This is a genomic window from Arcicella sp. LKC2W (assembly GCF_034931005.1).
GTDB lineage: Bacteria > Bacteroidota > Bacteroidia > Cytophagales > Spirosomataceae > Arcicella.
On the sequence record NZ_JAYGIN010000014.1, the window covers coordinates 36,238 to 61,570 of the forward strand.

23 protein-coding genes and 1 tRNA gene are annotated in these 25,333 nt (G+C 34.8%); 11 read left to right on the forward strand and 13 right to left on the reverse strand.

Annotated elements, in window-relative coordinates:
- Positions 1–38: 38 nt before the first annotated feature.
- Positions 39–1,262 carry a serine hydrolase domain-containing protein gene (locus tag VB796_RS12225; protein ID WP_323346829.1) on the reverse strand — a complete coding sequence of 408 codons (1,224 nt, stop codon included), beginning with the start codon at positions 1,260–1,262 and terminating at the stop codon, positions 39–41.
- Between the two features lie 130 nt (positions 1,263–1,392).
- On the opposite strand from VB796_RS12225, the gene corA reads away from it, so the two are divergent.
- Complete coding sequence (gene corA / locus VB796_RS12230) at positions 1,393–2,463, forward strand: magnesium/cobalt transporter CorA (RefSeq protein WP_323346830.1); 1,071 nt, start codon at positions 1,393–1,395, stop codon at positions 2,461–2,463.
- A gap of 550 nt (positions 2,464–3,013) precedes the next feature.
- Complete coding sequence (locus VB796_RS12235) at positions 3,014–3,481, forward strand: DUF3592 domain-containing protein (protein WP_323346831.1); 468 nt, start codon at positions 3,014–3,016, stop codon at positions 3,479–3,481.
- Between the two features lie 70 nt (positions 3,482–3,551).
- Here VB796_RS12235 and VB796_RS12240 read toward each other — a convergent pair whose 3' ends face one another.
- Positions 3,552–4,301, reverse strand: coding sequence for a DeoR/GlpR family DNA-binding transcription regulator (locus VB796_RS12240; RefSeq protein WP_323346832.1), 750 nt, complete (start codon positions 4,299–4,301; stop codon positions 3,552–3,554).
- A 492-nt stretch (positions 4,302–4,793) separates the two neighbouring features.
- Between VB796_RS12240 and fumC the strand changes: the two genes are divergently transcribed.
- A complete protein-coding gene (fumC, locus tag VB796_RS12245; protein WP_323346833.1) occupies positions 4,794–6,191 on the forward strand; it encodes a class II fumarate hydratase in 1,398 nt (465 codons plus the stop codon).
- 203 nt (positions 6,192–6,394) lie between these two features.
- Here fumC and VB796_RS12250 read toward each other — a convergent pair whose 3' ends face one another.
- The 5 genes from VB796_RS12250 to galK all read right to left on the reverse strand — a co-directional run bounded on the left by VB796_RS12250 (position 6,395) and on the right by galK (position 11,012).
- Complete coding sequence (locus VB796_RS12250; RefSeq protein ID WP_323346834.1) at positions 6,395–7,675, reverse strand: DUF4105 domain-containing protein; 1,281 nt, start codon at positions 7,673–7,675, stop codon at positions 6,395–6,397.
- 47 nt (positions 7,676–7,722) lie between these two features.
- On the reverse strand, positions 7,723–8,397 hold the full coding sequence (rsmI, locus tag VB796_RS12255; RefSeq protein WP_323346835.1) for a 16S rRNA (cytidine(1402)-2'-O)-methyltransferase: 675 nt from the start codon (positions 8,395–8,397) through the stop codon (positions 7,723–7,725).
- Complete coding sequence (locus VB796_RS12260) at positions 8,394–8,627, reverse strand: 4a-hydroxytetrahydrobiopterin dehydratase (protein WP_323346836.1); 234 nt, start codon at positions 8,625–8,627, stop codon at positions 8,394–8,396. Before VB796_RS12260 ends, rsmI begins: the two co-directional genes overlap by 4 nt.
- Before the next feature lie 138 nt (positions 8,628–8,765).
- Positions 8,766–9,809, reverse strand: a complete 1,044-nt coding sequence (locus VB796_RS12265) for a UDP-glucose--hexose-1-phosphate uridylyltransferase (protein WP_323346837.1) — start codon at positions 9,807–9,809, stop codon at positions 8,766–8,768.
- Positions 9,810–9,848: 39 nt separating this feature from the next.
- Positions 9,849–11,012, reverse strand: a complete 1,164-nt coding sequence (gene galK / locus VB796_RS12270) for a galactokinase (protein ID WP_323346838.1) — start codon at positions 11,010–11,012, stop codon at positions 9,849–9,851.
- A gap of 141 nt (positions 11,013–11,153) precedes the next feature.
- On the opposite strand from galK, the gene VB796_RS12275 reads away from it, so the two are divergent.
- Entirely contained in the window at positions 11,154–11,996 is an 843-nt protein-coding gene (locus VB796_RS12275; protein ID WP_323346839.1) for an AraC family transcriptional regulator, read from the forward strand.
- 38 nt (positions 11,997–12,034) lie between these two features.
- On the opposite strand, the gene VB796_RS12280 is transcribed toward VB796_RS12275, so the two are convergent.
- Positions 12,035–12,122 (reverse strand) — tRNA-Ser (locus VB796_RS12280).
- Between the two features lie 238 nt (positions 12,123–12,360).
- On the opposite strand from VB796_RS12280, the gene msrB reads away from it, so the two are divergent.
- The 4 genes from msrB to VB796_RS12300 all read left to right on the forward strand — a co-directional run bounded on the left by msrB (position 12,361) and on the right by VB796_RS12300 (position 17,604).
- Positions 12,361–12,834 (forward strand): peptide-methionine (R)-S-oxide reductase MsrB, encoded by a 474-nt coding sequence (gene msrB, locus VB796_RS12285; RefSeq protein ID WP_323346840.1) that lies wholly within the window; start codon positions 12,361–12,363, stop codon positions 12,832–12,834.
- Between the two features lie 356 nt (positions 12,835–13,190).
- Positions 13,191–15,797: a penicillin-binding protein 1A gene (locus VB796_RS12290; protein WP_323346841.1), complete on the forward strand. Its 2,607-nt coding sequence runs from the start codon at positions 13,191–13,193 to the stop codon at positions 15,795–15,797.
- 12 nt (positions 15,798–15,809) lie between these two features.
- Positions 15,810–16,703: an oxygen-dependent coproporphyrinogen oxidase gene (gene hemF / locus VB796_RS12295; RefSeq protein ID WP_323346842.1), complete on the forward strand. Its 894-nt coding sequence runs from the start codon at positions 15,810–15,812 to the stop codon at positions 16,701–16,703.
- Between the two features lie 127 nt (positions 16,704–16,830).
- On the forward strand, positions 16,831–17,604 hold the full coding sequence (locus VB796_RS12300) for a DUF2490 domain-containing protein (RefSeq protein WP_323346843.1): 774 nt from the start codon (positions 16,831–16,833) through the stop codon (positions 17,602–17,604).
- A 14-nt stretch (positions 17,605–17,618) separates the two neighbouring features.
- On the opposite strand, the gene VB796_RS12305 is transcribed toward VB796_RS12300, so the two are convergent.
- Positions 17,619–18,605 (reverse strand): sulfite exporter TauE/SafE family protein, encoded by a 987-nt coding sequence (locus tag VB796_RS12305; RefSeq protein ID WP_323346844.1) that lies wholly within the window; start codon positions 18,603–18,605, stop codon positions 17,619–17,621.
- Between the two features lie 80 nt (positions 18,606–18,685).
- Here VB796_RS12305 and VB796_RS12310 point away from each other — a divergent pair, with 80 nt between their 5' ends.
- Entirely contained in the window at positions 18,686–19,090 is a 405-nt protein-coding gene (locus VB796_RS12310) for a hypothetical protein (RefSeq protein ID WP_323346845.1), read from the forward strand.
- Positions 19,091–19,122: 32 nt separating this feature from the next.
- Here the strand turns inward: VB796_RS12310 and VB796_RS12315 are convergent, their stop codons facing one another.
- On the reverse strand, positions 19,123–19,575 hold the full coding sequence (locus VB796_RS12315) for a helix-turn-helix domain-containing protein (protein ID WP_323346846.1): 453 nt from the start codon (positions 19,573–19,575) through the stop codon (positions 19,123–19,125).
- Positions 19,576–19,757: 182 nt separating this feature from the next.
- Here VB796_RS12315 and VB796_RS12320 point away from each other — a divergent pair, with 182 nt between their 5' ends.
- Together VB796_RS12320 and VB796_RS12325 are read left to right on the forward strand one after the other, a co-directional pair.
- Entirely contained in the window at positions 19,758–20,744 is a 987-nt protein-coding gene (locus tag VB796_RS12320) for a hypothetical protein (RefSeq protein ID WP_323346847.1), read from the forward strand.
- Positions 20,745–20,965: 221 nt separating this feature from the next.
- Positions 20,966–22,561 carry a phosphatase PAP2 family protein gene (locus VB796_RS12325; protein ID WP_323346848.1) on the forward strand — a complete coding sequence of 532 codons (1,596 nt, stop codon included), beginning with the start codon at positions 20,966–20,968 and terminating at the stop codon, positions 22,559–22,561.
- Between the two features lie 129 nt (positions 22,562–22,690).
- Here VB796_RS12325 and VB796_RS12330 read toward each other — a convergent pair whose 3' ends face one another.
- The 3 genes from VB796_RS12330 to VB796_RS12340 all read right to left on the reverse strand — a co-directional run bounded on the left by VB796_RS12330 (position 22,691) and on the right by VB796_RS12340 (position 25,264).
- Positions 22,691–23,479 (reverse strand): L,D-transpeptidase family protein, encoded by a 789-nt coding sequence (locus VB796_RS12330; RefSeq protein ID WP_323346849.1) that lies wholly within the window; start codon positions 23,477–23,479, stop codon positions 22,691–22,693.
- Positions 23,480–23,529: 50 nt separating this feature from the next.
- Positions 23,530–23,937 carry a hypothetical protein gene (locus VB796_RS12335; RefSeq protein WP_323346850.1) on the reverse strand — a complete coding sequence of 136 codons (408 nt, stop codon included), beginning with the start codon at positions 23,935–23,937 and terminating at the stop codon, positions 23,530–23,532.
- Between the two features lie 232 nt (positions 23,938–24,169).
- Entirely contained in the window at positions 24,170–25,264 is a 1,095-nt protein-coding gene (locus VB796_RS12340; RefSeq protein ID WP_323346851.1) for an o-succinylbenzoate synthase, read from the reverse strand.
- Positions 25,265–25,333 lie beyond the last annotated feature (69 nt).

The window sequence follows — 25,333 nt, forward strand, 5'->3', positions numbered from 1 at the left end:
ATAATCACTAAATCACAATTCACTCAATCACCAATAAATTACTCTCCTTCCAATTCTTCTGGTAATCCTTCGCCACTCATAAAGTACCATGCTTTTTCAGGATAAAGAATAGACTGTGCTACTTTTATACGTCCAAGAGCATGATTGGCTACGTTTTGGAGAATAATAATTGAAGAATTATCTCGGTTGTTGTGCATATAATAATTTTTGAAACCATGCCACCAACCTGTATGGAATGTTAGCCATGAGCCATCATCTAAAAGCTGTAAACGCCAACCAAACCCATAATTTTTGGTAATCATATTTCTAAAAGTATGGGCAGGTTGGAAGGCTTCACGGAGGGTATTTATTTTTACTAATTTCTCCGAATTCAAAGCCATATCCCACTTAAATAAATCTTCAACGGTTGAATATACACCTTTGTCGCCCGTTGCACCGTCCAAATGGTCGAAAGGAACTTGCCAATAACCATGTCTGCGAGGCGTATAACCTACTGCCGCACTTGCCACTAATTCCGTTTTGGTTGGGTCATAAATAAAGCTGCGAGACATTCCTGCGGGAGCAAAAAGGTTTTTCTGAGCGTATTCTCGAAAATTCATTCCCGATAATTTTTCTACGATATAAGCCAATAAAACATAATTTGAGTTATTGTAATTGAATCGAGAATTGGGCAAATAATTGATACCAGGTTTGTATTTTGCGAATAAATCAACGATTTGGTCATTTGACATCGACAACCGTTTATTCCAAATTCTATCTAAGCAATATACGTAGTTAGGAATTCCTGATGAATGTGTCAATAAACTTCTGATGGTTATCGAAGAGTCATAAGGGAAATTTGGAATGTGTTTATAAACGGGGTCATCATAATTTATCAAACCTTTTTCATGCAACTGCATAATGGCAACTGCCGTAAATTGTTTTGATACGGATGCCAACTGAAATTGTGTTTGCGTTGAATTAGTATCTTTTTTGGTAAAACTTGAATAGCCAAACGCATTTTTATAGATGATTTTTCCGTATTGAGATACCAAAACTGCACCATTGAAACCGTTAAGCTTATGCAGTTTTTTGAAGAAAGTATCTAATTTTGCAGCTTTTCGACTGGCTATTTTAGCGTCAAACAAGCGAGAAAGACTATCGTTTCTAAAAGCAACAGCACTGGTGGTTTCGTCAGAAAGTGATTTGGATTGATGCGAGCAAGCAACGATTCCTAAACCCGAAAAGAAACTGAATAGTAAAATATATTTGGTAATTTTCAAAAGTATCACGTTTTATTAGAAGGATTATAAGATTTATATGTGGCTATCTTTATAACGCTAAATTAAGCGATGAATTTGATTTATGCCAATCTGTTTTTAATTTTAAGTATATACTCTCACAAACGAAATAATGTCAAAACGCTATAAAATTCAGAATGCCAATCTCGGAACTTCCCCTGGAACACTCACTTACGTTGGAGAAGAAGTAAAATTTGATACCAAAGTTTTTTGGACAGAATACAATGTTGAATTTTATAAAATGCACGCTTTCCCAAAGTTGGGAGATTTCAATCTTACCTTAGATGCCGACAAAACCTATTGGCTCAATATTGATGGTATTCATGAACCCAAAGTGATTGCAACCGTTGGAGAAGTGTTTGACTTACACCCACTTGTGATGGAGGATATTTTGAATTCTCAACAAAAACCAAAGTTTGAATATTATGACGATGAACAGCTTTTTATCACCATCAAAATGATGGAGTTCAACCCTTACACCCGTGAAATTGAGATTGAACATCTAAGCTTTATTTTGGGTGAAGGTTTTGTTATTTCATTTCAAGAAGAACGAACAAAAGATATTTTTGAGCCAATCTTACAACGCCTCAAAACTTCTGCGGGAAAAACCCGAAGAAACGGAGCAGATTATTTACTTTATGCTTTAATTGACTTGGTTGTAGATAACTATTTTGTGGTTTTAGAACAGGTTTCAGAAAATATGGAGCGTTTGGAAGAAGATATTTTAACGTCTGCCAAACAAAAATCGTTGAATGAACTTTACGGTATAAAACGAGAATTGACTTTGATGAGAAAAACCGTTTTTCCATTGCGTGAAATGCTTTTTAACCTAATTCGAGAAGAAGCTCCTTTGATAACTCCCAATACTGTTTTGTATTTGCGTGATGTACACGACCATGTTACGCAAGTGATTGAAACGGTGGATTCTTATCGAGAATTAGTAGCATCTTTAATGGATTTATATTTGTCGCAAGCCAGCAATAGAATGAACAATGTCATGAAAGTGCTGACAGTTATTTCGGTTGTATTTATGCCTTTAACTTTCGTTGCGGGAATTTATGGAATGAATTTCGACAATATGCCCGAATTACATTGGAAGTACGGTTATTACTACGTTTGGGGTTTTATGATTCTATCAGTAATCGGAATGTTGATTTACTTTAAGAAAAAAGAATGGTTATGAGTTGTGGGAGGGCAAAATAAATGGATGAAGTCAATGATGAAATCTTATAATTTGACTGTTAATCTGCCCCAAGTTTATAAAATTTAATTTGTTTAATGAAAATACTTTTTTAGCGATAAATACCTTGTTTTAAAACGTCATTTTTGAAAAACGATATCTATTTTGATATTCATGCTAATTTATGATACCTATTTTTGAGAAAAATTGATTTTTGAATCTAAATATACATTGAATCAAAACCTGTTGCTTAGAAAAGTGCAATAAAAAAACTTTATATTTCAATAAAATAATTTTCTGAGTAAAGACCGTTTGAAATTTGAGCCTTTTTAGTCCTAAAATTGTAAAATTGATATATTCTACCTTCAAAATCAGAAATATTATCATAAAACTCATGTTTTTTTCGGAAAATACCATCAAAATACAACTTTCAACTAAATGCCTATGAGCGTATAACTGCTTGATTTTTAATAACTTTTATGCAATTTTTACGTATCTATTGTAAGAAAATCAAATAGATACTTTATATAAAATCGTAAGAGCATTAAATAAAATGGTTAATATACTCAATTCAATATTTTTAATTTCAGGCAGACACGGAGTCTATACTGGAGTTCCACCAACTGTAATGGCTGGTTTTGTGGTAGTAGCGGCGGCGTTAATTTTATTAGGATTTTTCCTTACTCAAAAACGTCGTTCTTGGTATCAACATTCTCAATTGACACAAGGTGAGATTGTTGAGATTAGCAAACGTTTTGACCGTAGTGATAGACGTGGCCAACATCCAATTTTCTTTCCAGTTGTTTCATTCAGTGTGAATGATAGACAATTTAAAATTGAAGCTGACAAAGGAATGGCAATATTGAGCCAAATCGGACAAAAAATGCAGGTTCGTTATAATCCTGAAAATCCCTATGAATCAGCTTTAGGTGAAAGTAATATTCCTGGAATTAAACCTTCAGTTTTCTTCGCTTTAGGACTTGGACTGTTAATGGCAAGTTTATTATTGATGTTGAAATAGATAATATAGTGTGCAAACAAAAAGGGCGTAAAATTATTTACGCCCTTTTTGTTTGCAATTATTTGCAATTTTATAGAATTTCTACTCCTTTGTTTTTAAAGCCATTCAAAAGCTCATCAGACGGACTCAAACTGGTAATCAGATAAGATAAATCGGTGAAATTACAGACATTATAATTCTCTTTTCTGTTTATTTTTTCTTCCAAAACACAGGTTACTGTTTTTCTTGAGATATTCATCATTTTTTGTTTCAGAATAGACTCCTCGTAATGTCTGATGGCTAACCCATTATCCAAACTAATACTATTGATACCCATAAAATAGAGGTCAGCTTGAATGTGTTCTAAGTCTTGAATTGTTTTGCTTCCAATAGTTATTTGGTATCTTTTATAAAATGAACCTCCTAATAAAATAATTTCAATTTTGGGGTGTTCTGCCAATGCCGTAGCCAAATGTGGATTATTAGTTACGATGGTAAGTTCCAGATTTTTAGGTATTTGCTCTGCAATGTAGAAATTAGTAGTGCCACCATCCATTATTATTATTTTATTGTTTTCTAATAATTTTAGTGCTTTTTTGGCAATAGTAACAAATTCGGTATTGACAATCCCCAAACCTTTGCTGGGCTTCATTGAAAGGTAAGAATGGGCAATTGCTCCGCCATGAACTTTCTTCAAAAGACCTTTATCTTCAAGTTCAATTACGTCTCTTCTTACACTGTCGTATGATACATTTAATAGTTGACCTAAATCAACAAGAGTAACTTTTTTGTCGGTCCCTAATTTTTCTAAAATGAGTTGTTGACGTTCTTCTTTTAACATATTGAGAAATTTGGATATTAGTTCAATTGTTTCATGGGATGTTTCTATTTTTTATTGCAAATATCTGCAAAAAAATGCAAAATTGTTTGTAGATTACAAAAAAGTTTGCATAAATTTGTATCGTTATCATTAACCATTTTTATAGTTTAATAAATCAATAATACGAGTACATTTTTTTTTATTATAAAAGCCACTGGTTAAAATAATAAAATTGTGTTTTGAAAGGTTGAAATCGAAAGGGTACGGACATTGCTGTTTGTACCTTTTTTTTATGTTTTAGATTTAATTAATAGGCTCTATAAAATGATGAATAGCTTAAATTATCAACAAAGGTAAAGCATTGATAATTAGCAAATTGCTTTATTTCCTTCAATTCACATATTTATGCTCCTATACTAATTTAGTAAACATTTATTTAACTAAATATAATTCGTATTCCGTTTCGTCTTTACCTTTGTGTTGCAATTTAATTTATAATTTTCAATCTGAATAATGGAATACAGAATAGAAAAAGACACAATGGGTAAGGTGCAAGTACCTGCCAATGTTTACTGGGGAGCTCAAACCCAACGTTCAATCATGAACTTTCCAATCGCCCAGGACATCAATAAGATGCCAAAGGAGATTATCCGTGCATTTGCTTATTTGAAAAAAGCAGCAGCAATTACCAATTTTGAAGCAGGAGTTTTAGCAGAAGATAAGAAAAACCTTATCGGTCAAGTGTGTGATGAAATTTTGGAAGGAAAGTTAGACGACCAATTTCCGTTGGTAGTTTGGCAAACGGGTTCGGGTACACAGTCGAACATGAATTGTAACGAAGTGGTTGCTTACAGAGCTCACGTAATCAATGGCGGGAATTTGATGGACGATGTGAAATTCGTTCACCCAAATGATGATGTAAATAAGTCTCAATCTTCAAATGATACTTTTCCAACGGCAATGCACATTGCGGCATATAAGATTTTGTTGGAAGTTACCATTCCTGGTATCACAAAATTGAGAAATACTTTAGACGCAAAAGCAAAAGAATTCAGAACAGTTGTTAAGATTGGTCGTACTCACTTTATGGATGCTACACCTTTAACTTTGGGACAAGAATTTTCGGGTTATGTATCTCAGCTTGACCACGGTTTGCGTGCCATCAACAATACTTTAGCTCACCTTTCTGAATTAGCATTGGGTGGAACTGCCGTAGGTACAGGTATCAATACGCCAAAAGGGTATTCTGAAAATGTAGCAAAACATATTGCTGATTTGACAGGTTTGCCATTTATTACGGCTGAAAATAAATTTGAGGCATTGGCTGCTCACGATGCTATCGTGGAGGCTCATGGTGCTTTGAAAACCGTTGCGGTTAGCTTAATGAAAATCGGTAATGATATTCGTATGCTTTCGTCGGGACCACGTTCGGGTATTGGTGAAATTTATATTCCAGACAACGAACCAGGTTCTTCAATTATGCCAGGAAAAGTAAATCCTACGCAATGCGAAGCGATGACAATGGTGGCGGCTCAGGTAATGGGGAATGATGTGACAATCGGTATTGGTGGTTCAATGGGACATTTTGAATTGAACGTATTTAAACCAGTAATGATTTTCAATTTCTTACATTCGGCACGTTTAATTGGTGATGTTTGTGTGGCATTTAATGATAAATGTGCTGAAGGAATCCAACCTTTACACGAAAACATTAAGAAGCACGTAAATAACTCATTGATGTTGGTAACTGCTTTGAACACTAAAATTGGCTACTACAAATCGGCTGAAATTGCTCAGACAGCTCATAAAAATGGCTCGACTTTGAAAGAAACAGCGATTGCTTTAGGATACTTAACGGCAGAAGAATTTGACGCTTGGGTAAAACCTGAAGATATGGTAGGGGAGATTTAGTGACTGGTGATTAGTTATTGGGAATTAGTGTTGGGTGAATTTCAAAATCAGACATAATTTCAGAGATAACTTAAAAATCATCAGAAAATACAAAAGGTCAAGGATTCATTTCCTTGACCTTTTTTTAGTTCAAAAGCTATGGTTATTTGACAATTGAAGTGTTTATCAATCAACCAATTTTCTAATTACCAATAACTACTGATTTACTCAATACCATTTTCGTGTTCATAATGAATCACTTCCAATTTTCTACCTTTGACAATTTTACGAAATTTTGCTTTAGTCATACGGTGTTCTCGTTCAAATCCTGCATGATAAAATGCTCTTACAAATAATGCCAAAACCAAAGGAACAGTGTCCATCGAGTATTGAAAAACGAAAAATAGACCCATGGCAATCATTAATCCGACAACGATGAAATAGTAACCATACCAAAAATCACGAGCGTCTTTTTTCTCTGATAATAAAAATATAATGGGCAAGTGCAGTGGAAAAGCCCAAAGTAGATTTTTATTATAATTGGTTACTCCGTGGTCTGTGCCAAACCATAAAAACAATAAAAGCCAGCCGAATATCCCGATGATTCCAAAAAGAATTTTATCGTAGAGATAACCTTTATTCCTTTTTTTCCAGTCATTAAAAGTTATATAGGCAGTGATTAATAAAATCAAACTAAACCAAAAACGTGGCGTAAGGAAAAATGAAGGTTCCTCATCAACAGGATTGGTCGGAAATAAATCATGCGTATTTCTGACAAAATAATAAACATGGTGTTTTGACATTCGTCTGGCTGCTGCCATACTTTTCATCAAATTTTCAGGAAGATAACAAGCATCAAATTGTAAAATTCGCTTGTCGGCAGGAGCTCCCAAAGCGGCATTCATACCTACGGCAGCCCAATAATGATGTTTTCTTAATAAACATTTATTCATCCATTGACGGTACGAACTATCATTCATAGCAGTAATATTTTGCAAATGAACACTATCTGTACAAGCCAACATTAGAGCATCACGAATTCGAGTAGAACAGTTATCCGAGAAAAATTTATACATATAATTTCTGGTCGAAGGATTATTATATGTTTTTTCTAAACTGTCAAAAATTAACTGTTTTTGTCCAATCCCCAAACTCATTACCTGTTCCGTCATATTCCGATTATGCTTTTGGTAATATTCCTGATAAGCATATAAAGGAGCGTAAGACATCTGATATGGGAGTTGACCACGAATAAATTTGAAATAAAAATTTTCAGTATCGTAGTCATAACCACCAAAGTTATAGGCTTTGTCAATTCCGTTTGAAGGGTCATAAATCCATAAAAGCGTATGCCCAAAAGCATCGTTCAATTCATCACCTGGGGCTACCGTTATTAAGCTAATTTTTGTGCTTTCCGATAGCTTTTGGGCGACAGATTGTAAGGCTAAAACAAGCATTAATATGCTCAAAGAAAGGATTTTTGGTATAAATTTCAGATATTTCATAAATTAGTTACGGCTTTGTGTTATTTGTGCTACTAAAATAACATTTTTTAGTCTTTTCCAGCCACAATAATGACAATTTCTCCTTTAATCGTATTAGGATTTAACTGATAATGGGTCAAGATTTCAGCTAAAGTACCTCTTCGATTTTCCTCAAATATTTTAGTTAACTCTCTCGAAACACAAGCCTGACGGTCTGAACCGAGGTATTCGGCTAATTGCTCCAATGTTTTTAACAAACGATGTGGCGATTCATAAAAGATAATGGTTCTTTCTTCTTCCACTAAATTTTTCAGCCGAGTTTGCCTCCCTTTTTTATGAGGAAGAAATCCTTCAAAGGTAAAACGGTCGGCAGGTAATCCAGAATTGACCAAAGCAGGTACAAATGCGGTTGCTCCAGGCAGACATTCTACTTCAACGCCTTGTTTTAAACATTCTCTAACTAATAAAAAACCAGGGTCAGAAATAGCAGGTGTTCCTGCATCAGACACTAAAGCCAAAACTTTTCCTTCTTTCAATAATTTGATAATTCCTTGTGTTCCATGATGTTCGTTATGAGCATGATGTGCGTACAAAGGCTTGTTTATCCCTAAATGTTTGAGCAAAACACCTGAGTTGCGAGTGTCTTCCGCCAAAATGGCATCAACGGATTGTAAGACTTTAATGGCTCTTAGCGTAATATCGTCAAGATTACCAATGGGGGTGGGTACTAAATAAAGTTTCATTTTAATAATTTATCAATGGCAGCGGCAAGTTTTAGGTCTTTTTCCGTTACGATATTTCCTGCGTCGTGGGTATTAAGTTCGATGTTTACGGTTTTATAAACATTCGACCACCAAGGATGATGGTCATGTTTTTCGGCTAAAATGGCGACTCTGGTCATAAACGCAAAGGCTTCCGAGAAATCTTTGAACTCAAACGTTCTTTTCAATTTATTGTCTTCTTCTTTCCACATAGTTTTAGCTTTATTAAACCTAAAATTACTCGTAATTAAGCCATTTTACAAGAAGGAAGCTATATCAAAACAAAATCCGCAGATATTCTGGTGTTTTAGAACATCTACGGATTCTGAAAATTTCTATCAATTAGAAAGTTAATTATGCTTGTAGTGCGTTTCGCTCAAATTTCTTAATTGTTCTGCGGCACGTTCTGGCGTAATATCTCTTTGTGGGTTTGCCAATAATTCATAGCCAACCATAAATTTTTTAACCGTCGCCGAACGTAAAAGCGGAGGGTAAAAATGAATATGCCAATGCCACCCTTCTAAATTATCGCCTTGTGTTGGGGCTTGGTGAATGCCCGCCGAATAAGGAAAAGAGGTGCTAAAAAGATTGTCGTACCGAGTTGTCAATCTTCTAACAATATCGGCTAAATCATTCTTTTCTGCTTCGGTCATTTCTGAAATATATGCCATGGCTCTTTTAGGAATCAATAGCGTTTCAAAAGGCCAAGTTGCCCAAAAAGGTACGACTACCATGAAATTATCATTTTCTACAACAATACGCTCATTTTCAGTCGATTCCAATTGAACATACTCTTCTAAAAGTGTTTTTTTATAGGTTCTATAATGAACTCTTTGGTTTTTAGTTTCTTTTTTGATTTCTACGGGAATATTACTTGATGCCCAAATTTGTCCGTGTGGATGCGGATTTGAACAACCCATAATTTCACCTTTATTTTCAAAGATTTGAACATACTGTATATCTTGACGTTGACGAAAATCTTCAAATTCTGTAATCCAAGTATCAACTACTTTGCGAATTTCTGGCGTTGTCATTTCTGCCAAAGTCAAGTCGTGGCGAGGAGAAAAACAAATTACTCGGCATTCGCCTTTTACACTTTCTGCTTTTAGTAAATTTCCTTTTTTGATTTCTCCATCGGGTACATCCGACTGCAAAGCAGCAAAGTCATTTTGGAAAGTGTAAGTATCTGTATAATTGGGATTTACTTCACCATTTGCACGAGTATTTCCTGAACATAGATAACAATTTGGGTCGTGTTCGGGGCGAGAGTCTTTGACAATATTTTCTGTTTTGCCTTGCCACGGACGCTTCGTTCGATGTGGCGAAACCATCACCCAGTCGCCAGTCAGAGGGTTTTGTCTGATATGAGAATGTTCATTAAAATCGAAAAACATAATTTTGAGAAGTTAAATATAGAGATTGTTTTGTTTTACTTATTGGATAATTTCTGTTCCATTGGCAGTTACGACACTGTACATTTTGAGGTCGATACCCGTTTTTTCCTTATAGAGCATCGAAAGACGGGCATATAAATCATCAATTACATCAGCTTTGATAAGATTGATAGTACAACCGCCAAAACCTCCTCCCATCATTCTTGAACCCAAAACGGCAGATTCGTGCCAAACGGCATCAACCAAGAAATCTAATTCTTTACAACTTACTTCGTATAGATTGCGTAAGCCTTCGTGAGTAGCGGTGAGTTTTATACCAAAATCTCTTAGATTTCCAACTTTCAAATCTTCACAGGCTGAAAGCATCCGTTGATTCTCCTCAATTACATATTGGCAACGATTATAAACCACAGGATTTAATTGACTACGACTGGCTTGTAGCCACGCCAAAGGCACTTGGCTAAGGTTGGGAATGGTTTCGTCAAAGTGTTTTCTGAAAAAAGCTAAACCTTCTTCACATTGCAAACGGCGTACATTGTATTCAGAGTCAACTAAATTATGTTTTACACCAGTATCAAAAAGAACAATTTTATAATCTCCGAGGTTAAGTGGAAAGTACTCATAATCAAGCGTTTCACAATCAAGTCGTAGCACATGATTTTCTTTTCCATGAATACTGGCAAACATATCCATGATACCACATTTCACCCCCATAAATTCATTTTCTGCTTGTTGTGCTAATTTGGCTAATTCATTTCTGCTCATGCCAAACTCATTCATTTCATTAATAGCAAAAGCAACGGCACTTTCTAAAGCCGCTGATGAAGATAAACCCGAACCAATAGGAATGTCACCTGTAACCACGCAATTGAAAGGAATCACTTCAAGTCCTCTTTTATAAAATTGCTCTACGACCCCTAAAATATATTCTGCCCAACGGTTTTGAGGAATCGGTTTGAAAACCCCAAATTTTATATCGACACTTTTGTCAAAGTCAACTGAAATCCATTTGCCACTTTCTGAATCAGAAGGAGCAATAGCTAAATACGTTGATTTATCAATGGCAGCAGGTAATACAAAACCTCCATTATAGTCCACGTGTTCACCAATAAGATTGACTCTGCCCGATGACCTAACGATGGTAGGATTTGTAGAAAAGGTATCAAAAAATAGTTGTTTTATTTTTTCGGAAATTACATTCATTGTATTTGAAAAATATATAATTTTATGATTGCTTTTATAGTTAAATTTGGTTCAAAAGGTTTAATAGTGAACTTATTGCAAAGTTTTTGAAAAAAATATTTGAATAAAAATAGTAAAAATTCTGAAAAGATAGAAAATCTTATGGACGAAAGTTTTTCAATAATATTACCCCAAGCACAACAGCAAATGTTAGCTTTACATCCAGTGTGTCAATCTTTATATTTAACCGAAATGGGTTATCGTCCCAGAGCTTTTTCAGAGGATAGAGAGCGACAAAAAGATACGCAACAATACATTTTGATTTATTGTACGGCAGGAGAAGGGCAATTTAGAGTTTTGAACCAAACTTATCAAGTGCTTGCAAATCAATTTTTTATTTTGCCTGCTTACTGTGTACATAGTTATGCTCCTAATCCCGATAATCCTTGGACAATTTATTGGTTACATTTTTTTGGCACGAATGCCCGTGCAATGGTTACTTTTTTGCAAGGCGAAAATTTATATGCCCCAGTTGATGTAAAATTTTCAGAAGATAGAATCAAATTGTTTCAAGAAATATTCTCGCACGCTGAGCAAACGCAGGACATTTATCATCTGATTCACGCTTGTAATTATTTAAGCCATTTTTTAACATCATTCAAATCACTTGAAAAAGAAAATACACTTCGTAGCTCAGGAATTGAAAATGTCATAAAGTTGATGAAAGAGAATTTAGACAGAACCTTTATGTTAAATGATTTTGTGGAAGTGTCAGGCTTGTCGGCATCTCATTTTTCTGCGGTATTCAAGGCAGAGGTAAAACAAGCTCCGATGAGTTATTTTAATTTTCTCAAAATTCAACACGCTTGTCAATTATTAAAAAATACAAATTACTCAGTAAAGAAAATAGCGACAATGATTGGTTTTGATGATGCTTATCATTTTGCCAGAATATTTGAAAAAACAATGAGTATAGCTCCAGGAAGATTTAGAAAGAGGAGATAGAAAAATAAAAAAGCCCATCCGATTTGGAAGGGCTTTCTTGGTAGAGAGTGAGGGATTCGAACCCCCGGACCTGTAACAGTCAACAGTTTTCAAGACTGCCGCAATCGACCACTCTGCCAACTCTCTTTGTGTTTGATGATGCAAAATTAGTGTTTTCTTTCTTTCCGTACAAATCTGAAGAGAAAATATTTTTTCATTTTTTGTCATTTTGCATTCCAATCCCTGATTATCAAGTAGATAAATTTGTAAAAACTTTTTAATATTTTTTTTCGTATATAAATAAACAGGAAGTTTTGGGGTCTAAAATGTCATTTTTAGGCAATTTTGAAAAACTTTAACATTAAATCACAAACAAACAATTACCATGAAAGCATTAGGAATGATATTATCACTTAGCTTATTGATTTTGGCTTGCAGTAGTTATACACAACAAGACAAACCCCGTAAGTTTGAAGTCAGTAAAACTGAAATGGAATGGAAAAAACAATTAACTCCTAACCAATACACCGTGACTCGACTAAAAGGTACAGAAAGAGCTTACTCAGGAGAATATTGGGATAACCACGAAAAAGGCAAATATCAGTGTGTGTGTTGTAAGTTAGATTTGTTTTCGTCGGATACAAAGTTTGAATCTGGAACGGGTTGGCCTTCATTCTGGAACCCAATCAGTAAACAAAGTGTATTGATTGCGAATGACAATTCTCACGGAATGGTGCGTGATGAAGTTGTATGTAGCCGTTGTGGGGCTCACTTAGGTCATGTTTTTGATGATGGGCCTCAACCAACAGGTAAGCGGTATTGTATGAATTCTATCTCTTTATTATTTGTCAAAAAATAGAATTTCAAATTAAAATTAGGAACCTGTTTAAACTTTCTGTTTTGAGATATAAAGTAGTGTATTTTTGAAGTCTTTAAACTGAAATTTTTGAAACATAGCAGAGCTACGTTGATAAAATTTTGGTTTAAAGGATTCTAAAAGACTTAGTTTTAGCCGAAAGAGAAAGTTTAAACAGGTTCTATATTAAAATTTAGAGAACCAAAGTGTTTAAATCGGTATAATACCTTCAATTATAGGCTTATTGGAGATTTGCTATTTAAACTTTTTGGTTCTCTAACGTTTTAACTATCCAACTTCTTTAACTCATCAAACTTTTATCGTAAATTGTCGCTTATTTTCGATAGATAATTAAGTGTATGATGGATAAAATAAAACAACTCATTAAAAATTCTTATAATAACCTCAAAACTATGCTGTTAAATGTCCTTAACTGGCTTTGGCTTAAATTGGACGTTTTATTGGTAAAAGTCTTTGGAGAACAGAAAGTGGCTACTTTCTACAAAAGACTTGATGATATTAAGACGACTTATTGGGATGCAAAACAAAAAGTTGCTGAAGTTGTTGACCAACGTATTGATAAAGAATCGTTTTATTATACTCAGGTAAAGCGACTTTGGAAGGGCTTTGCTTGGATAGTTTTTGCAGGGTTTTTCTATATATTTTGTATTGAAACTAATTTTTTGTGGCTTACTGGAGAAATGCCTTCGGTTGGAGAATTACAAAATCCTAAGTTGTCACAATCTTCTGAAATTTATTCTTCTGATGGTGTTTTAATGGGTAAATTCTTTTTAGAAAATCGTACACCTGTTAAAAATTACAAAGACTTATCTCCGTACTTAGTAAATGCTTTGGTTTCAACCGAAGATGCTCGTTTTTATCAACACTCAGGTATTGATTATAGAGCATTATTTGGTGTTGCTGTTGGCGTGATTACTGGTGCAAGCGAGCGTGGCGGAGGAAGTACCATTACACAACAATTGGCAAAAAACCTTTTCAAAACTCGTAAAAAAGAAGGAGTAACTAAAAAAGGCGTTTTGGGATATGTTCCAGGTCTTAAAACATTGGTTATCAAGACGAAAGAGTGGTTGACTGCTATAAAATTAGAACGATATTATACCAAAGAAGAAATCATTGTGTGGTATTTGAATACCGTTGATTTTGGCAGTAATTCCTATGGCATAAAAGTGGCTGCAAAAACCTATTTTAATACTTCTCCAGATAGTTTGAATGTACAAGAAGCAGCGGTTTTGGTGGGGATGCAAAAGGCAACGAATACTTATAATCCTCGCAGAAACTATGACAAATCTTTAAGTCGTAGAAATACTGTTTTATCAAGAATGCTGAAGTATAATTATTTGCCCAAAATGGCTTATGATTCCTTAATAAAATTACCAATCACCCTAAAAGTAAATGATGAAACACCGTATGATGGAACAAGTAATTACTTTAAATCTGCGGTTGCGAAAGCATTAGAAAAATGGGCTGATACCAGTGATGTTGAATTAGACCTTTATCGTGATGGTTTGAAAATTCGTACCACAATTGATTCTCGAATGCAAACTCATGCCGAAACGGCTGTTCAAGAAGGAATGCAGGTTTTACAAAAAACATTTGATAATCATTGGTCTGGTAAAAATCCTTGGGCAGATGAAAAAGGAACAGAAATTCCTGGATTTATTGATACTGTTGCCAAGCGTACAAGCTATTATAAATTCTTGGCGGTAAAATACAAAAATAACCAAGATTCGATTTGGCATTATATGAAAAATGTCAAACGTAAAATGTGGGTTTTTTCACGCAATGGGGCAGGAGAAGAGCAAATGACCATGAGTGCTTATGACTCAATTGCATATTATAAACGTTTTTTACAGTCTGGAATGATGAGTATGGATCCTTTTACGGGACATATTAAAGCTTGGGTCGGTGGTCTTGATTTTCAATATTTCAAATATGACCATGTAAGTCAGGGTCGTCGTCAGCCAGGTTCAACTTTCAAGCCTTTTGTTTATACAACGGCTATTGATGGGCCTAAAAATATGTCACCTTGCTCGCAAATTACAGATAGACCTTTTGAAATTGAGATAGAAGAAAAAGGGGAAAAGAAAATATGGCGACCACATAATGCAGATGGACGTTTTAGTTACTCTACGATGTCGATACGTAGAGCCATGGCACGTTCTATAAACTCTTGTGCTGCTTGGCTAACCAACGAAGTAGGACCCGATTCGGTGGTTTATTATGCCCACCAAATGGGAATTAAAAGTCCATTGTCGGCAGTTGCTTCTATCGGTTTAGGTTCAAATGATGTTACCCTTTTTGAAATGGTAGGAGCGTATGGATGTTTTTTGAATGAAGGAATTTATACAGAACCCATGTTGGTTGTTGAAATTCAAGACCGTAATGGAAATACAATTCACACTTTTGAACCTGAACGTCGCCAAGCTATCAAAAAAGAATCAGCCCTATTAATGAGATATATGTTGGAAGGAGGTTTAGAAGAACAAGGTGGAACTTCTCAAAATTTATGGTCATTCAAGGATTTATTTGATGGAAAAGATAAATATAAATCAAGATTTGCAGGAAAAACAGGAACAACTTCAAATCATTCAGATGGTTGGTATATGGGACTCACCAGCAATTTAGTAACAGGTACTTGGGTAGGTGGTGATGACCGTTCTATACACTTCCGAAGTGGAGCTTATGGGGAAGGTTCAAAAACAGCACTGCCACTTTTTGGGCGATATATGTCTAAAGTCATTAAAGACCCAGATTTAGAAGCCTATCATCCCGTTCCTTTTGAAAAGCTTGATGCTAAGCGAATTACAAAAGATTTTAACTGTACGGCAGCTTACGTGCCTCGAACAGATACTTTATATTACGATAGTACATTTGTAGGTTCAGATACAATAACAGCACCTGTGAGACCGTCGGTGGAAGCAAAACCTGACTCGTCAAAACAATAAAAAATATTAACCATGACTAAAGAACAAATATCAGCCTACTTTCAAGAACTTCAAGACCAAATTTGTAATTCCTTAGAAAAAGCAGATGGTAAAGGGAAATTCCACGAAGATAATTGGCAAAGAGATGGTGGCGGAGGTGGTAGAAGCCGTGTAATCCAATCTGGAAAAATTATTGAAAAAGGTGGAGTAATGTTCTCAGCAGTTTGGGGAGATTTACACGAAAAAATGTTGGCATCAATGGGCTTGACCGAAAAGGTTGATTTCTTTGCTACGGGCGTTTCTATTGTATTGCATCCTGCAAGTCCACGAGTACCAATTATCCACATGAATGTCCGATATTTTGAAATGTCAAACGGTACATTTTGGTTTGGAGGAGGAATAGATTTAACCCCTCATTATGTAGTAGAAGAAGATGCAAAATGGTTTCACAATTACTTGAAAAAGGCTTGTGATAAGCACAATGAGGCTTATTATCCTAAATTCAAGACTTGGGCTGATGATTATTTCTTTAATACTCACAGAAATGAAACTCGTGGAATCGGAGGCATTTTCTTTGATTATCAAAAAATAGATGAAACCAGAAGTAAAGAACAATTATTTGCTTTTGTGAAAGAAATTGGAGAGTCTTTTGCCCCGATTTATACCCATTTCATGAAGAAAAATAAAGATTTACCTTTCACAGAGAATGAGAAAACGTTTCAGATGTTACGAAGAGGAAGGTATGTTGAGTTTAACTTAGTTCATGATAGAGGAACTAAATTTGGACTGGAAACCAATGGCAGAACGGAATCAATTTTAATGTCGATGCCACCTGTTGCCAATTGGGTTTATGATTATAAACCTGAGCCAAACTCGGAGGAAGAAAAAACGTTAGGGCTTCTTAAAAAGGGAATAGATTGGGTATAAGCAGATAATTAATAAATCACGGCATATTATTTGTAAACGGATATAAGAGTCTTCTGACTACTATATCCGTTTTTTTATGCAAAAGATTTTGAGATATATTTATTATTTCCGCTAAAATTCATAATCTATGAAACGATTTTTAATACTCTTTATATTTTTATCGTCCCAACTCAAAGCACAAGATTTGAACCTTAAAGGTTTTAGTCCCAATTATTACCAAACGGGAAATATTTCTGGAAGTTTAGGATATAATCTCAATGTATCTTCTATTAGTTCTTTATCGGAAACAATAGAAAATAAGGAGTATCCGTCAGGTCAACTTCATTTTGTGGCACAGTTACTTCTTATTCAAAAATTTAATAAGCACTTAACGGCAGGTTTGGGTTATGGTTACGGAAATCATAATATTTTTGGATTGAAAGAAACCGAAAATCGTTACATTGGTCAAGTTGGATATTTGCATAATTTGGGGAAATTGGCCATTACGCACCGATTGAGATATGAATATAGAACGCCCAAAAATCTCAAAACAAATATTGTTGATGATGCTTCTATTTTAAGGTATCAGACCTATTTTACATTACCTCTTTATAATCCGAAGGAAACTAAAAAAGGCTTTTATTTATCTGCTTCCAATGAAGCATTTTTATACTTAAAAGGAGCAACGAATGGTCCAGTAAGTGCCAAAAATGGGGTTTATGAAATGAGTAATATTTCAGAAGATTGGGCTCATTTATCGTGCGGATATAATATGGGTGGCAAAGCACGAGTTGAATTGGGCTATTGTTTTCAAGCCTTAATTCGGGATAAACAATATGATGTACGTTATCTAAATTTAGCCCAATTGAACGTTTATGTAAATCTAAATTGGGAAGATTTACAGTCTTGGTGGTATTTATAGTAATAAAATGATAGCTAAGATTCTTTACGAACTCTTGCCAAATAGGTAAATAAGCCAATGCCTGATATCAAGATTGCTCCACAAATAAGTGCTTGATTTAGAGAAGGTTTAATCACCCACATTGCCCCAAAAAACTGTACAATAAGGATGATGTACAGCAAAGTAGCAATTGCTTTTCGTGGCATTTTACTAATTACAAAAGCTCCTAATGGTGCAAAAATAGCGACAAAAGGTACACAGGCTAACCAAATTTCAAAAGCTTCGGGCTGAAAATCATTAATAAGCTGAGTATGAATAAATAGCCCCAAAATGGTTTCGAAGGTCATAATAATAACCGATGAAGGAGTTGCCACTTTTTCACTTACTCTGTAATAGATAGTCATCAAACAAAAAGTAAAAATGTTGATTCCTGTTCCAAAAATTGATGAAATAATCCCACCAATTAATCCAAAAATAATTAATCTTCCTTTGTCAGAATTCTGAAAATTTTGGATACTTTCAAAAACTTCTCTTTGAGATTTTCGGTTTTGTAGCCACAAAGCAATGCCAAAACTTAACCAAAGTGAAACAAAAAATAATTTTGCTTGTACTGGAGATATAAGTGGCACAACATAGTATGTTCCTAAAAATAAGCCGATTACACCTCCGATTGTTACGAAAATAATATAATTCCAATCAACCTTTAATTTCATTCCTATTATCAACAGACTTGCTGAAGTCATACCAATACTTTGAATGGCAAATGCAAAATTACGGGCAATAGCAGGTTGAATTTTAAGGATAAGCGTAAAAATTGGATACGCCACCGCAGCACTACCTTCAGGACTTGCCCCAGCAATGAATGACCCAAAAATCATCGTAAGAACGGTTGCCCATTGGCGAGTATATATAACAAAACTTTCGTGCTTGAGCATATACCAAAGCCAGCAACTCAATACGGTTATTAAGAAGAATAGGTATATCCAAGGAATTTTCGTTTTCTGGATTTTGTTTGACTGCATAATTTTTTTGTTACTTTTACTTTTCAGTAAGCGATTTGTACAAATTTAGAGACAATTAAATCATAAAGATATTCTGAGCAATGAAAAATTTTGACGAAGTATTACAAAAATTGGTTGACGAGCAAGAGTTTTTGAAAGGGATTCAAGGAAGAATTGTAGATAATTATGATATTATGATGCAAAACCAGCAGCAAAATGCTGATAATCATGAGATGGTAATACAAAATCAAACTACTATAATTCGTAATCAGGAGATTATTGTCAATAATCAAATGAATATTGTTAGGAATCAGAAGCAAATTGCTCAAAATCAAGTTACCCTTGATGTGATTCAACAAACTCAGACACATTTATTGAATATTATTAAAAAATTAACAGGAAGCGAAGAGCCATTAGAAGCGACAAAAGAATTTGTAGAAAATATAAGACAACAAAGCGAAGCAAGTAGGAAAGGGCAACACCTTAATGAATCTTCTACTTTATAAAAAAAGGGGCTATCAATTTTGAAGCCCCTTTTTTAATGATTTAATTTTTCTTCAAGTAATTTTATCTGTACTTGTAACGATTTAATTTCAGATACTTTACTTTCAAATAACTGCTTGACTAATTGCAATTGAATTTGAAGCCCTTCTACTTGTTGGTTTAATAATTTATTTTGGAAAACTAATTGATTATAAGGATTGCTTAAATCATTTTTATCTTCTTCTTTTTTATTTGAATTCCGCAATTTGTTATTTTGCTTGATTTCTTCTAAAGTCATTTCCGAAAAATCGGAATTTTGTAATTCATCCAGATTTACACTAAAATAACTTCCAATTGTCTCACAAACATCTAAAGAAGGCACGGTGTGTCCGTTTTCATAGTCAGATAATGCACTTTTACTAACTCCGAGAATTTTCCCTAATGCTTCTAAGGTTAATTTATTCTTTTTTCTGAGAACCCTAATATTAGCACTGAACTTGTTTTCCATTAATCAGGAATTTTTAAAATAATATTTCCGTTATTTTGGAAATAAGAAATATGATTGTTTATTTTGCTATTGCAATTTAATGTTTTTTCCTGAATAATGGAAAATCCTCTGCCGATTGTCATTATCACATCGTTTTAAGAAGAAATTTCTCATAAAATTATAATCAGATTTTAAAATTAATAATGAAAACATTTTACCGATTTGGACTTGTGGCTACTCTTAGTTTAGCAAGTCTTGTTACAAAAGCCCAAACCATGACAGATGGTATTTTTATGGCAAAAGGAAATCTCTGTGGAGGTGTAACTTACACCAATGACTCATGGAGCAAATACTGGGAGGGAACTTTATACCGTGAAAATAAAAATATTGGAACATTGACTACTGAGTCGGTTATGTTGATGGGAAATTATGGTATTTCTGACCGTTTCAATATTTTGGCCTCACTGCCTTATGTTACTACAAAAGCCTCAGACGGTGTTTTGCATGGTATGAGTGGTTTGCAAGATTTAACAATGTCGGTTAAATATCGGGTAGCTCAAACCAAGAGTTTATCAATAATTGGTTCGGTTGGAGGTTCAATTCCAACGAATAATTACGTGGCAGATTTCTTACCTCTTGCCATTGGAATGCAGTCAAAAACGCTTTTTGGTAGAGGAATTTTGTATTATACTTTACCGTCTGATTTAGCTTTGACTTTACACGGAACATATACTGCACGCTCAAATGTAAAAGTTGACAGAACGATGTATTACTCAGATAAAGGTTATTTTACCAATGAAATGACGATGCCTGATGTGGTTAATTTTGGAGGAAAATTTGGGCATTATTCTTACCGTTGGCAGTTAGAAGGAACTTACGACCAACAAATTACCCAAGGAAGTGTTGATATTCGTAGAAATGATATGCCAGGACTTTGTGATAAATTTGATTTTACCAAAGTCGGTTTTATTGCGGCATATCGTGTGCCACAATTGAAGGATTTGCAAATTATTGTAACGGGTAGCAAAGTGCTTTCAGGACGTAATGTTGGCGAATCAACTAATTTTTCGATAAGTCTTACCAAGTATATTGATTTCCGTAAAAATAGAGGCTCTGAAATTCCAACAGGTCCAATTTGTCGTCCTGGTGATAAAAATCATACAGGTTCAATGACCGAAGAGCATAAATAAACGGAATTATCTACTATTTGTCGTAAGACAAAATTAGCCCACGGATAGAACAGATAAAACAGATTCACACTGATTTTTCTTTAAATTTATCCGTGTAAATCCGTTGAATCAGTACAATCTGTGGTCTAATTTTATTCTGCGACAAATTGTAGATAGTTCCGTAAATAAATAGAGCCTGATGCTTTTGCATCGGTTGATAAATTTGAGAAAATTATAAAAAAATGAAAGCAATAATTACTAAAAATATAAAATTAACGTTAACTGCCATTGCTATTTTAGCAGGAGTTTCGGCTTGTGATAAGTACCTTGACCGTGATGGAACTGAACTTGAAGCATTATCACCTACTAAAATTGATGATACAGCAGGTGCTTGGAAAACTTATACATCCATGAATGTTTCTGAATTTACCGTTCCAAATATTGTGCCTGTACCGTCAGCAGTAACTTCAACACAATATTTACAAGAAATTGCAGAAGTAAAAACAGAGGTTGCCAACATCACAGATGAACGCCGCAATGCGATTCGTTATTGGAGTGGTGGTGGTGTGTTGCGTTGGAATCAAATCATGCGTGAATTAGTTGCTAAAAATAATTTGCCACCCGCTGAAAATGAACAAGGACTTTATCCCGTTCCAAGTTCGGCAGACCCTGATAATTTGAACGGAACGGGTACGGCTTTTCCATTTTCAAATCCACCTTATGCGGCACGTGCGTATGCGTATGTGTCGGTGGCTCAATACGATGCTTTGGTTGAAGCAATGGCTTTGAAAAAACTATACAACCGTAAAACGCCCAATGCGGTTGATGCTTCCATTACCCCAATCATTTTGGCAGCTCCTAAATTAGCTTCTTATCCATCTGAAGATGCAGTGATGGCGGCAGTTACCTATGAGTTTATGAAACGTTTGTTCCCTCAAAAAGCAGATACACTTTATTTGTACAAGAAAAAAGAAGAACAAAAATGGTTTAAATTATGGGCTGGAGTTTCAACTCGTTCTGATATTGAAGCAGGAGAAAGATTAGGAAAGGCTGTTTTTGCCAAAGTTTTTGCCCGTTTCCGTACCGATGGAATGGCAAATGCAGTTGGAACACAAGTAAAATGGGATAGTTTGAGTAAAAGAATTTCGGAGAAAGGTGAAATAGCTTGGAAATCAATGGAAAACGCACCACGCCCTCCAATGTTACCATTTTACGGAAACGTTGCTGCTTGGAATATGGACAAAAGTACATTAACGAGTATTAGTACGTCAATTCCGCCATTGGCTACTAACTCTAATGAATTTAAAGCTGAGTTGGCAGAAGTAAAAAGTTACACTGAAAGTCCAACTCGTGAAAACATCGCAATTGTTCATTATTGGGCAGATGGAGCAGGTACACACACACCTCCAGGACACTGGAATCAGATTGCCGAACAGTATATCGTTAACGCAAAACAATCGGAAGTAAGAATGGCTCGTAACTATGCGTTGTTGAATACTGCCATGATGGACGCATCGATAAGTTGTTGGTACACAAAAAGTTATTATTACTATCCACGTCCATCACAAATGGATAATAGTATCAAAACTTTGACGGGTTTGCCTAATTTTCCTTCTTATACTTCTGGACACTCAACGTTCTCTGCTGCTGCTGCTACCGTATTGAGTTATTTATTTCCAGAGGGAGCAAGTTCTTTTCAGTCGCAAGCAGATGAAGCTTCAAAATCTCGTTTATATGGTGGCATTCACTACAAAATGGATTGTGAGGGAGGTTTGAAAATTGGTAAAGCCGTAGGTGATAAAGCGGTATTGAGAGCTCAGGGTGATGGAGTTCAATAAAATGAGTAGAAATAATCAATTAGTGTCTTTGCAATACAAGAAGAATGAATTCATGAGATAACTAAATTAAGAATTTAATAAAAATGGTTAGTGTTATAGACTTCTGCCGAGGATAATCGGCAGAAGTTTTTATTTTTTTATGGTATATTCTCCCGTAACTTTTACCGAAATTTTAGGTAATTGATGCGTTTCTTCAAAAATATCATAGCCTTCTTTTAGCTTTTTCCAAAATATAATAAACTTTTCAGTATCAATATTTTGTCCATTTTTCAAAGTACTCCAATAGTCAACGAAATCACTTGACTTAACAATTTTTTGTAATTCCACCAGATTATTATTTGTCAATTTTGCAGGGAAAATATGCACTGGAATTTCGGTTTGTCCTGCGTTTTTTGCTTCTACTGCCAACAGATAAATCTCTTTGATTTTATCATCCGTCATGGGTAAACAACCAACGGTCATACTCGCTCCATGAATAAAAATATCGTTGCCTAAATGACCCTTTTCGCCCAAAATTTTATCAGAAGCATTTGGGTAATTAATCCCTAATGATAAATAAAAATTACTCATTGGATTGAATCTTTCAATATAATAGAAACCTTCGGGCGTTTGCATATCGCCTTGTTTCCTTTTAGGGCCAAGATTGCCAGACGAAGCTGCTATTGGGTAATTTTTTAATAATTGGAAGGTTTTATCATCCGAATTTTTTGCCCAAATCTCTAAAATTTGTTCCTTCTTGAAAGCCCGAAAATAAAGTTGAAGTTTTTGAGGAGAAAGTGATTTATCGCTCAATAAAGCAAAAACCGCCTTCGATTTCTCTTCGTAGGCGGTTTTTACTCGCTCATATTTGAGCTGTTGCACTTTAAAATTTGTTGGAATGGATAGCATTAAAATGATTGAAAATGCGACTAATTTCATGCTCTAAAGATTGGTGAATGATTCACTAAACCGTTGTATTAAGTTCAAATCTATGCTTCTGCTTTCCAAACAATTTTTTTGTTTTTACCCACCTGCAATACAATTCTTACAGGCGTTGGCAACAATAATAATTTAGCACTTGCAGCAGGGTCTTCTTCCAATTCAATTTCTACACCTGCATTTTTCCCAACTTCGATAGAACCATCTGCGGCAATTTTAAATGATTTTGCTAAATAAGCAGTTGGCAATAAAACGTCAGATTCTGGGCAATATTCCTTATGAATATCCGAAAGGATTCCTTCTAAATAATCACCGTATTTATCATTGAAATCATCTTCTAAATCGTGAAGGGCTTCTTCTACATCATCATAATTCTTATGGTCGTAGCCCATTTGGCTAAGTTCTACTCTTTTTTCAAATAAAGAAAGGAGTTCTTGGTCGAGTGCTTGAATATTCATTGAGTTTAATTTTTTCAATTAATTTGATTCTGCAAAATTGCAAACTCCTGAATTAAACTCAAACTATTACTTGAAAAACTTATTAGGAGGGGAGTTTTTTAGTGAGAAGTCTATGCGTTTTTGAGTTGAAAAACTAAGTCAAAAGTCTTTAAATAGATTGAATTTCTAATATCACAATTCGGATTGATAAAGATTGTTGACCCCTTTACGAATTATGACATGAAGAACTTAATCAAACCAAAAACTCCAAAACGTCCAAATCCCAATTATTGACAGGATTATGGAAGATTTTTCCGTGATTAATTTCGAGAGGAGAAGTAATATTATTGTGATATAGTTGACCCGTTCCAAGTCCTTGTGGAAGCGGGTTATTAAATTCTGCGGTAAATTGAGTGATGGCATTTAAACCAATATTTGACTCCAAAGCGGAGGTCATCCACCAACCAATTTTTAGGCGATTGGCATTTTCAATCCATTCTCTACATTGCTGAAAACCACCCAAAAGGGTAGGTTTGAGAATAATGTATTGAGGCATTATTTTTTTGAGGAGTTTATATTTATCGGTATATTCTCGAATACCGATAAGTTCTTCGTCTAAAGCAATAGGAAGTGGAGTATTTTGACAAAGTTCAGCCATGACATCTTCATTTCCTTGACGGATTGGCTGCTCAATTGAATGAAGTTTAAATTCTGCTAATCTTTGAAGTTTATCTAAGACTTCATGCACGGAAAATGCCCCGTTGGCATCAACCCTAAGTGTTATTTTACTGTCATCGTAGCGGTCACGAATGTATGCCAAAACATCACATTCTTTGTTGAAATCAATCGCTCCAACCTTCATTTTAATAGTATTGTAGCCAGCCTCTAATTTTTCGTCAATCTGTTTGAGCATAAAATCTTTATTGCCCATCCAAACTAATCCATTGATGTTGATGGTGCGGTCTGCTTTAGCAAAACCATTGTTGAAAACGACTCTTTTACCACCATTCATAAGGTCAAGCATGGCGGTTTCAAAACCAAAAACAATAGAAGGAAATGATTTGTCTAAAACTTGGTCGAGGATAATATTCAGATTCCAAGGATAGACTTCAAGGTCGAGCGTATTGAAGTTTTCACAGATACTCAGGAGTTGTAAATCAAAATCAGGACGGTCGTCGATACTTAACCCTTTGAGTGGCGAACATTCTCCCAAGCCAAAGGCAGCGGGATTGTCAGAGTCAAAAATCTTAACAAAATAGCTATCTTTATGCGTAAGCACACCCCGAGACGTACCTGCCTCGAATTTGAAATCAAGTGTATGTTTTGTGAATACCGCTCTAAGACTCATTATATGTTGATAAGATTGATTTTGGCAAAAGTTTTCAACCTAACATTTTTTGAAAAGTTAGTCGTTGTT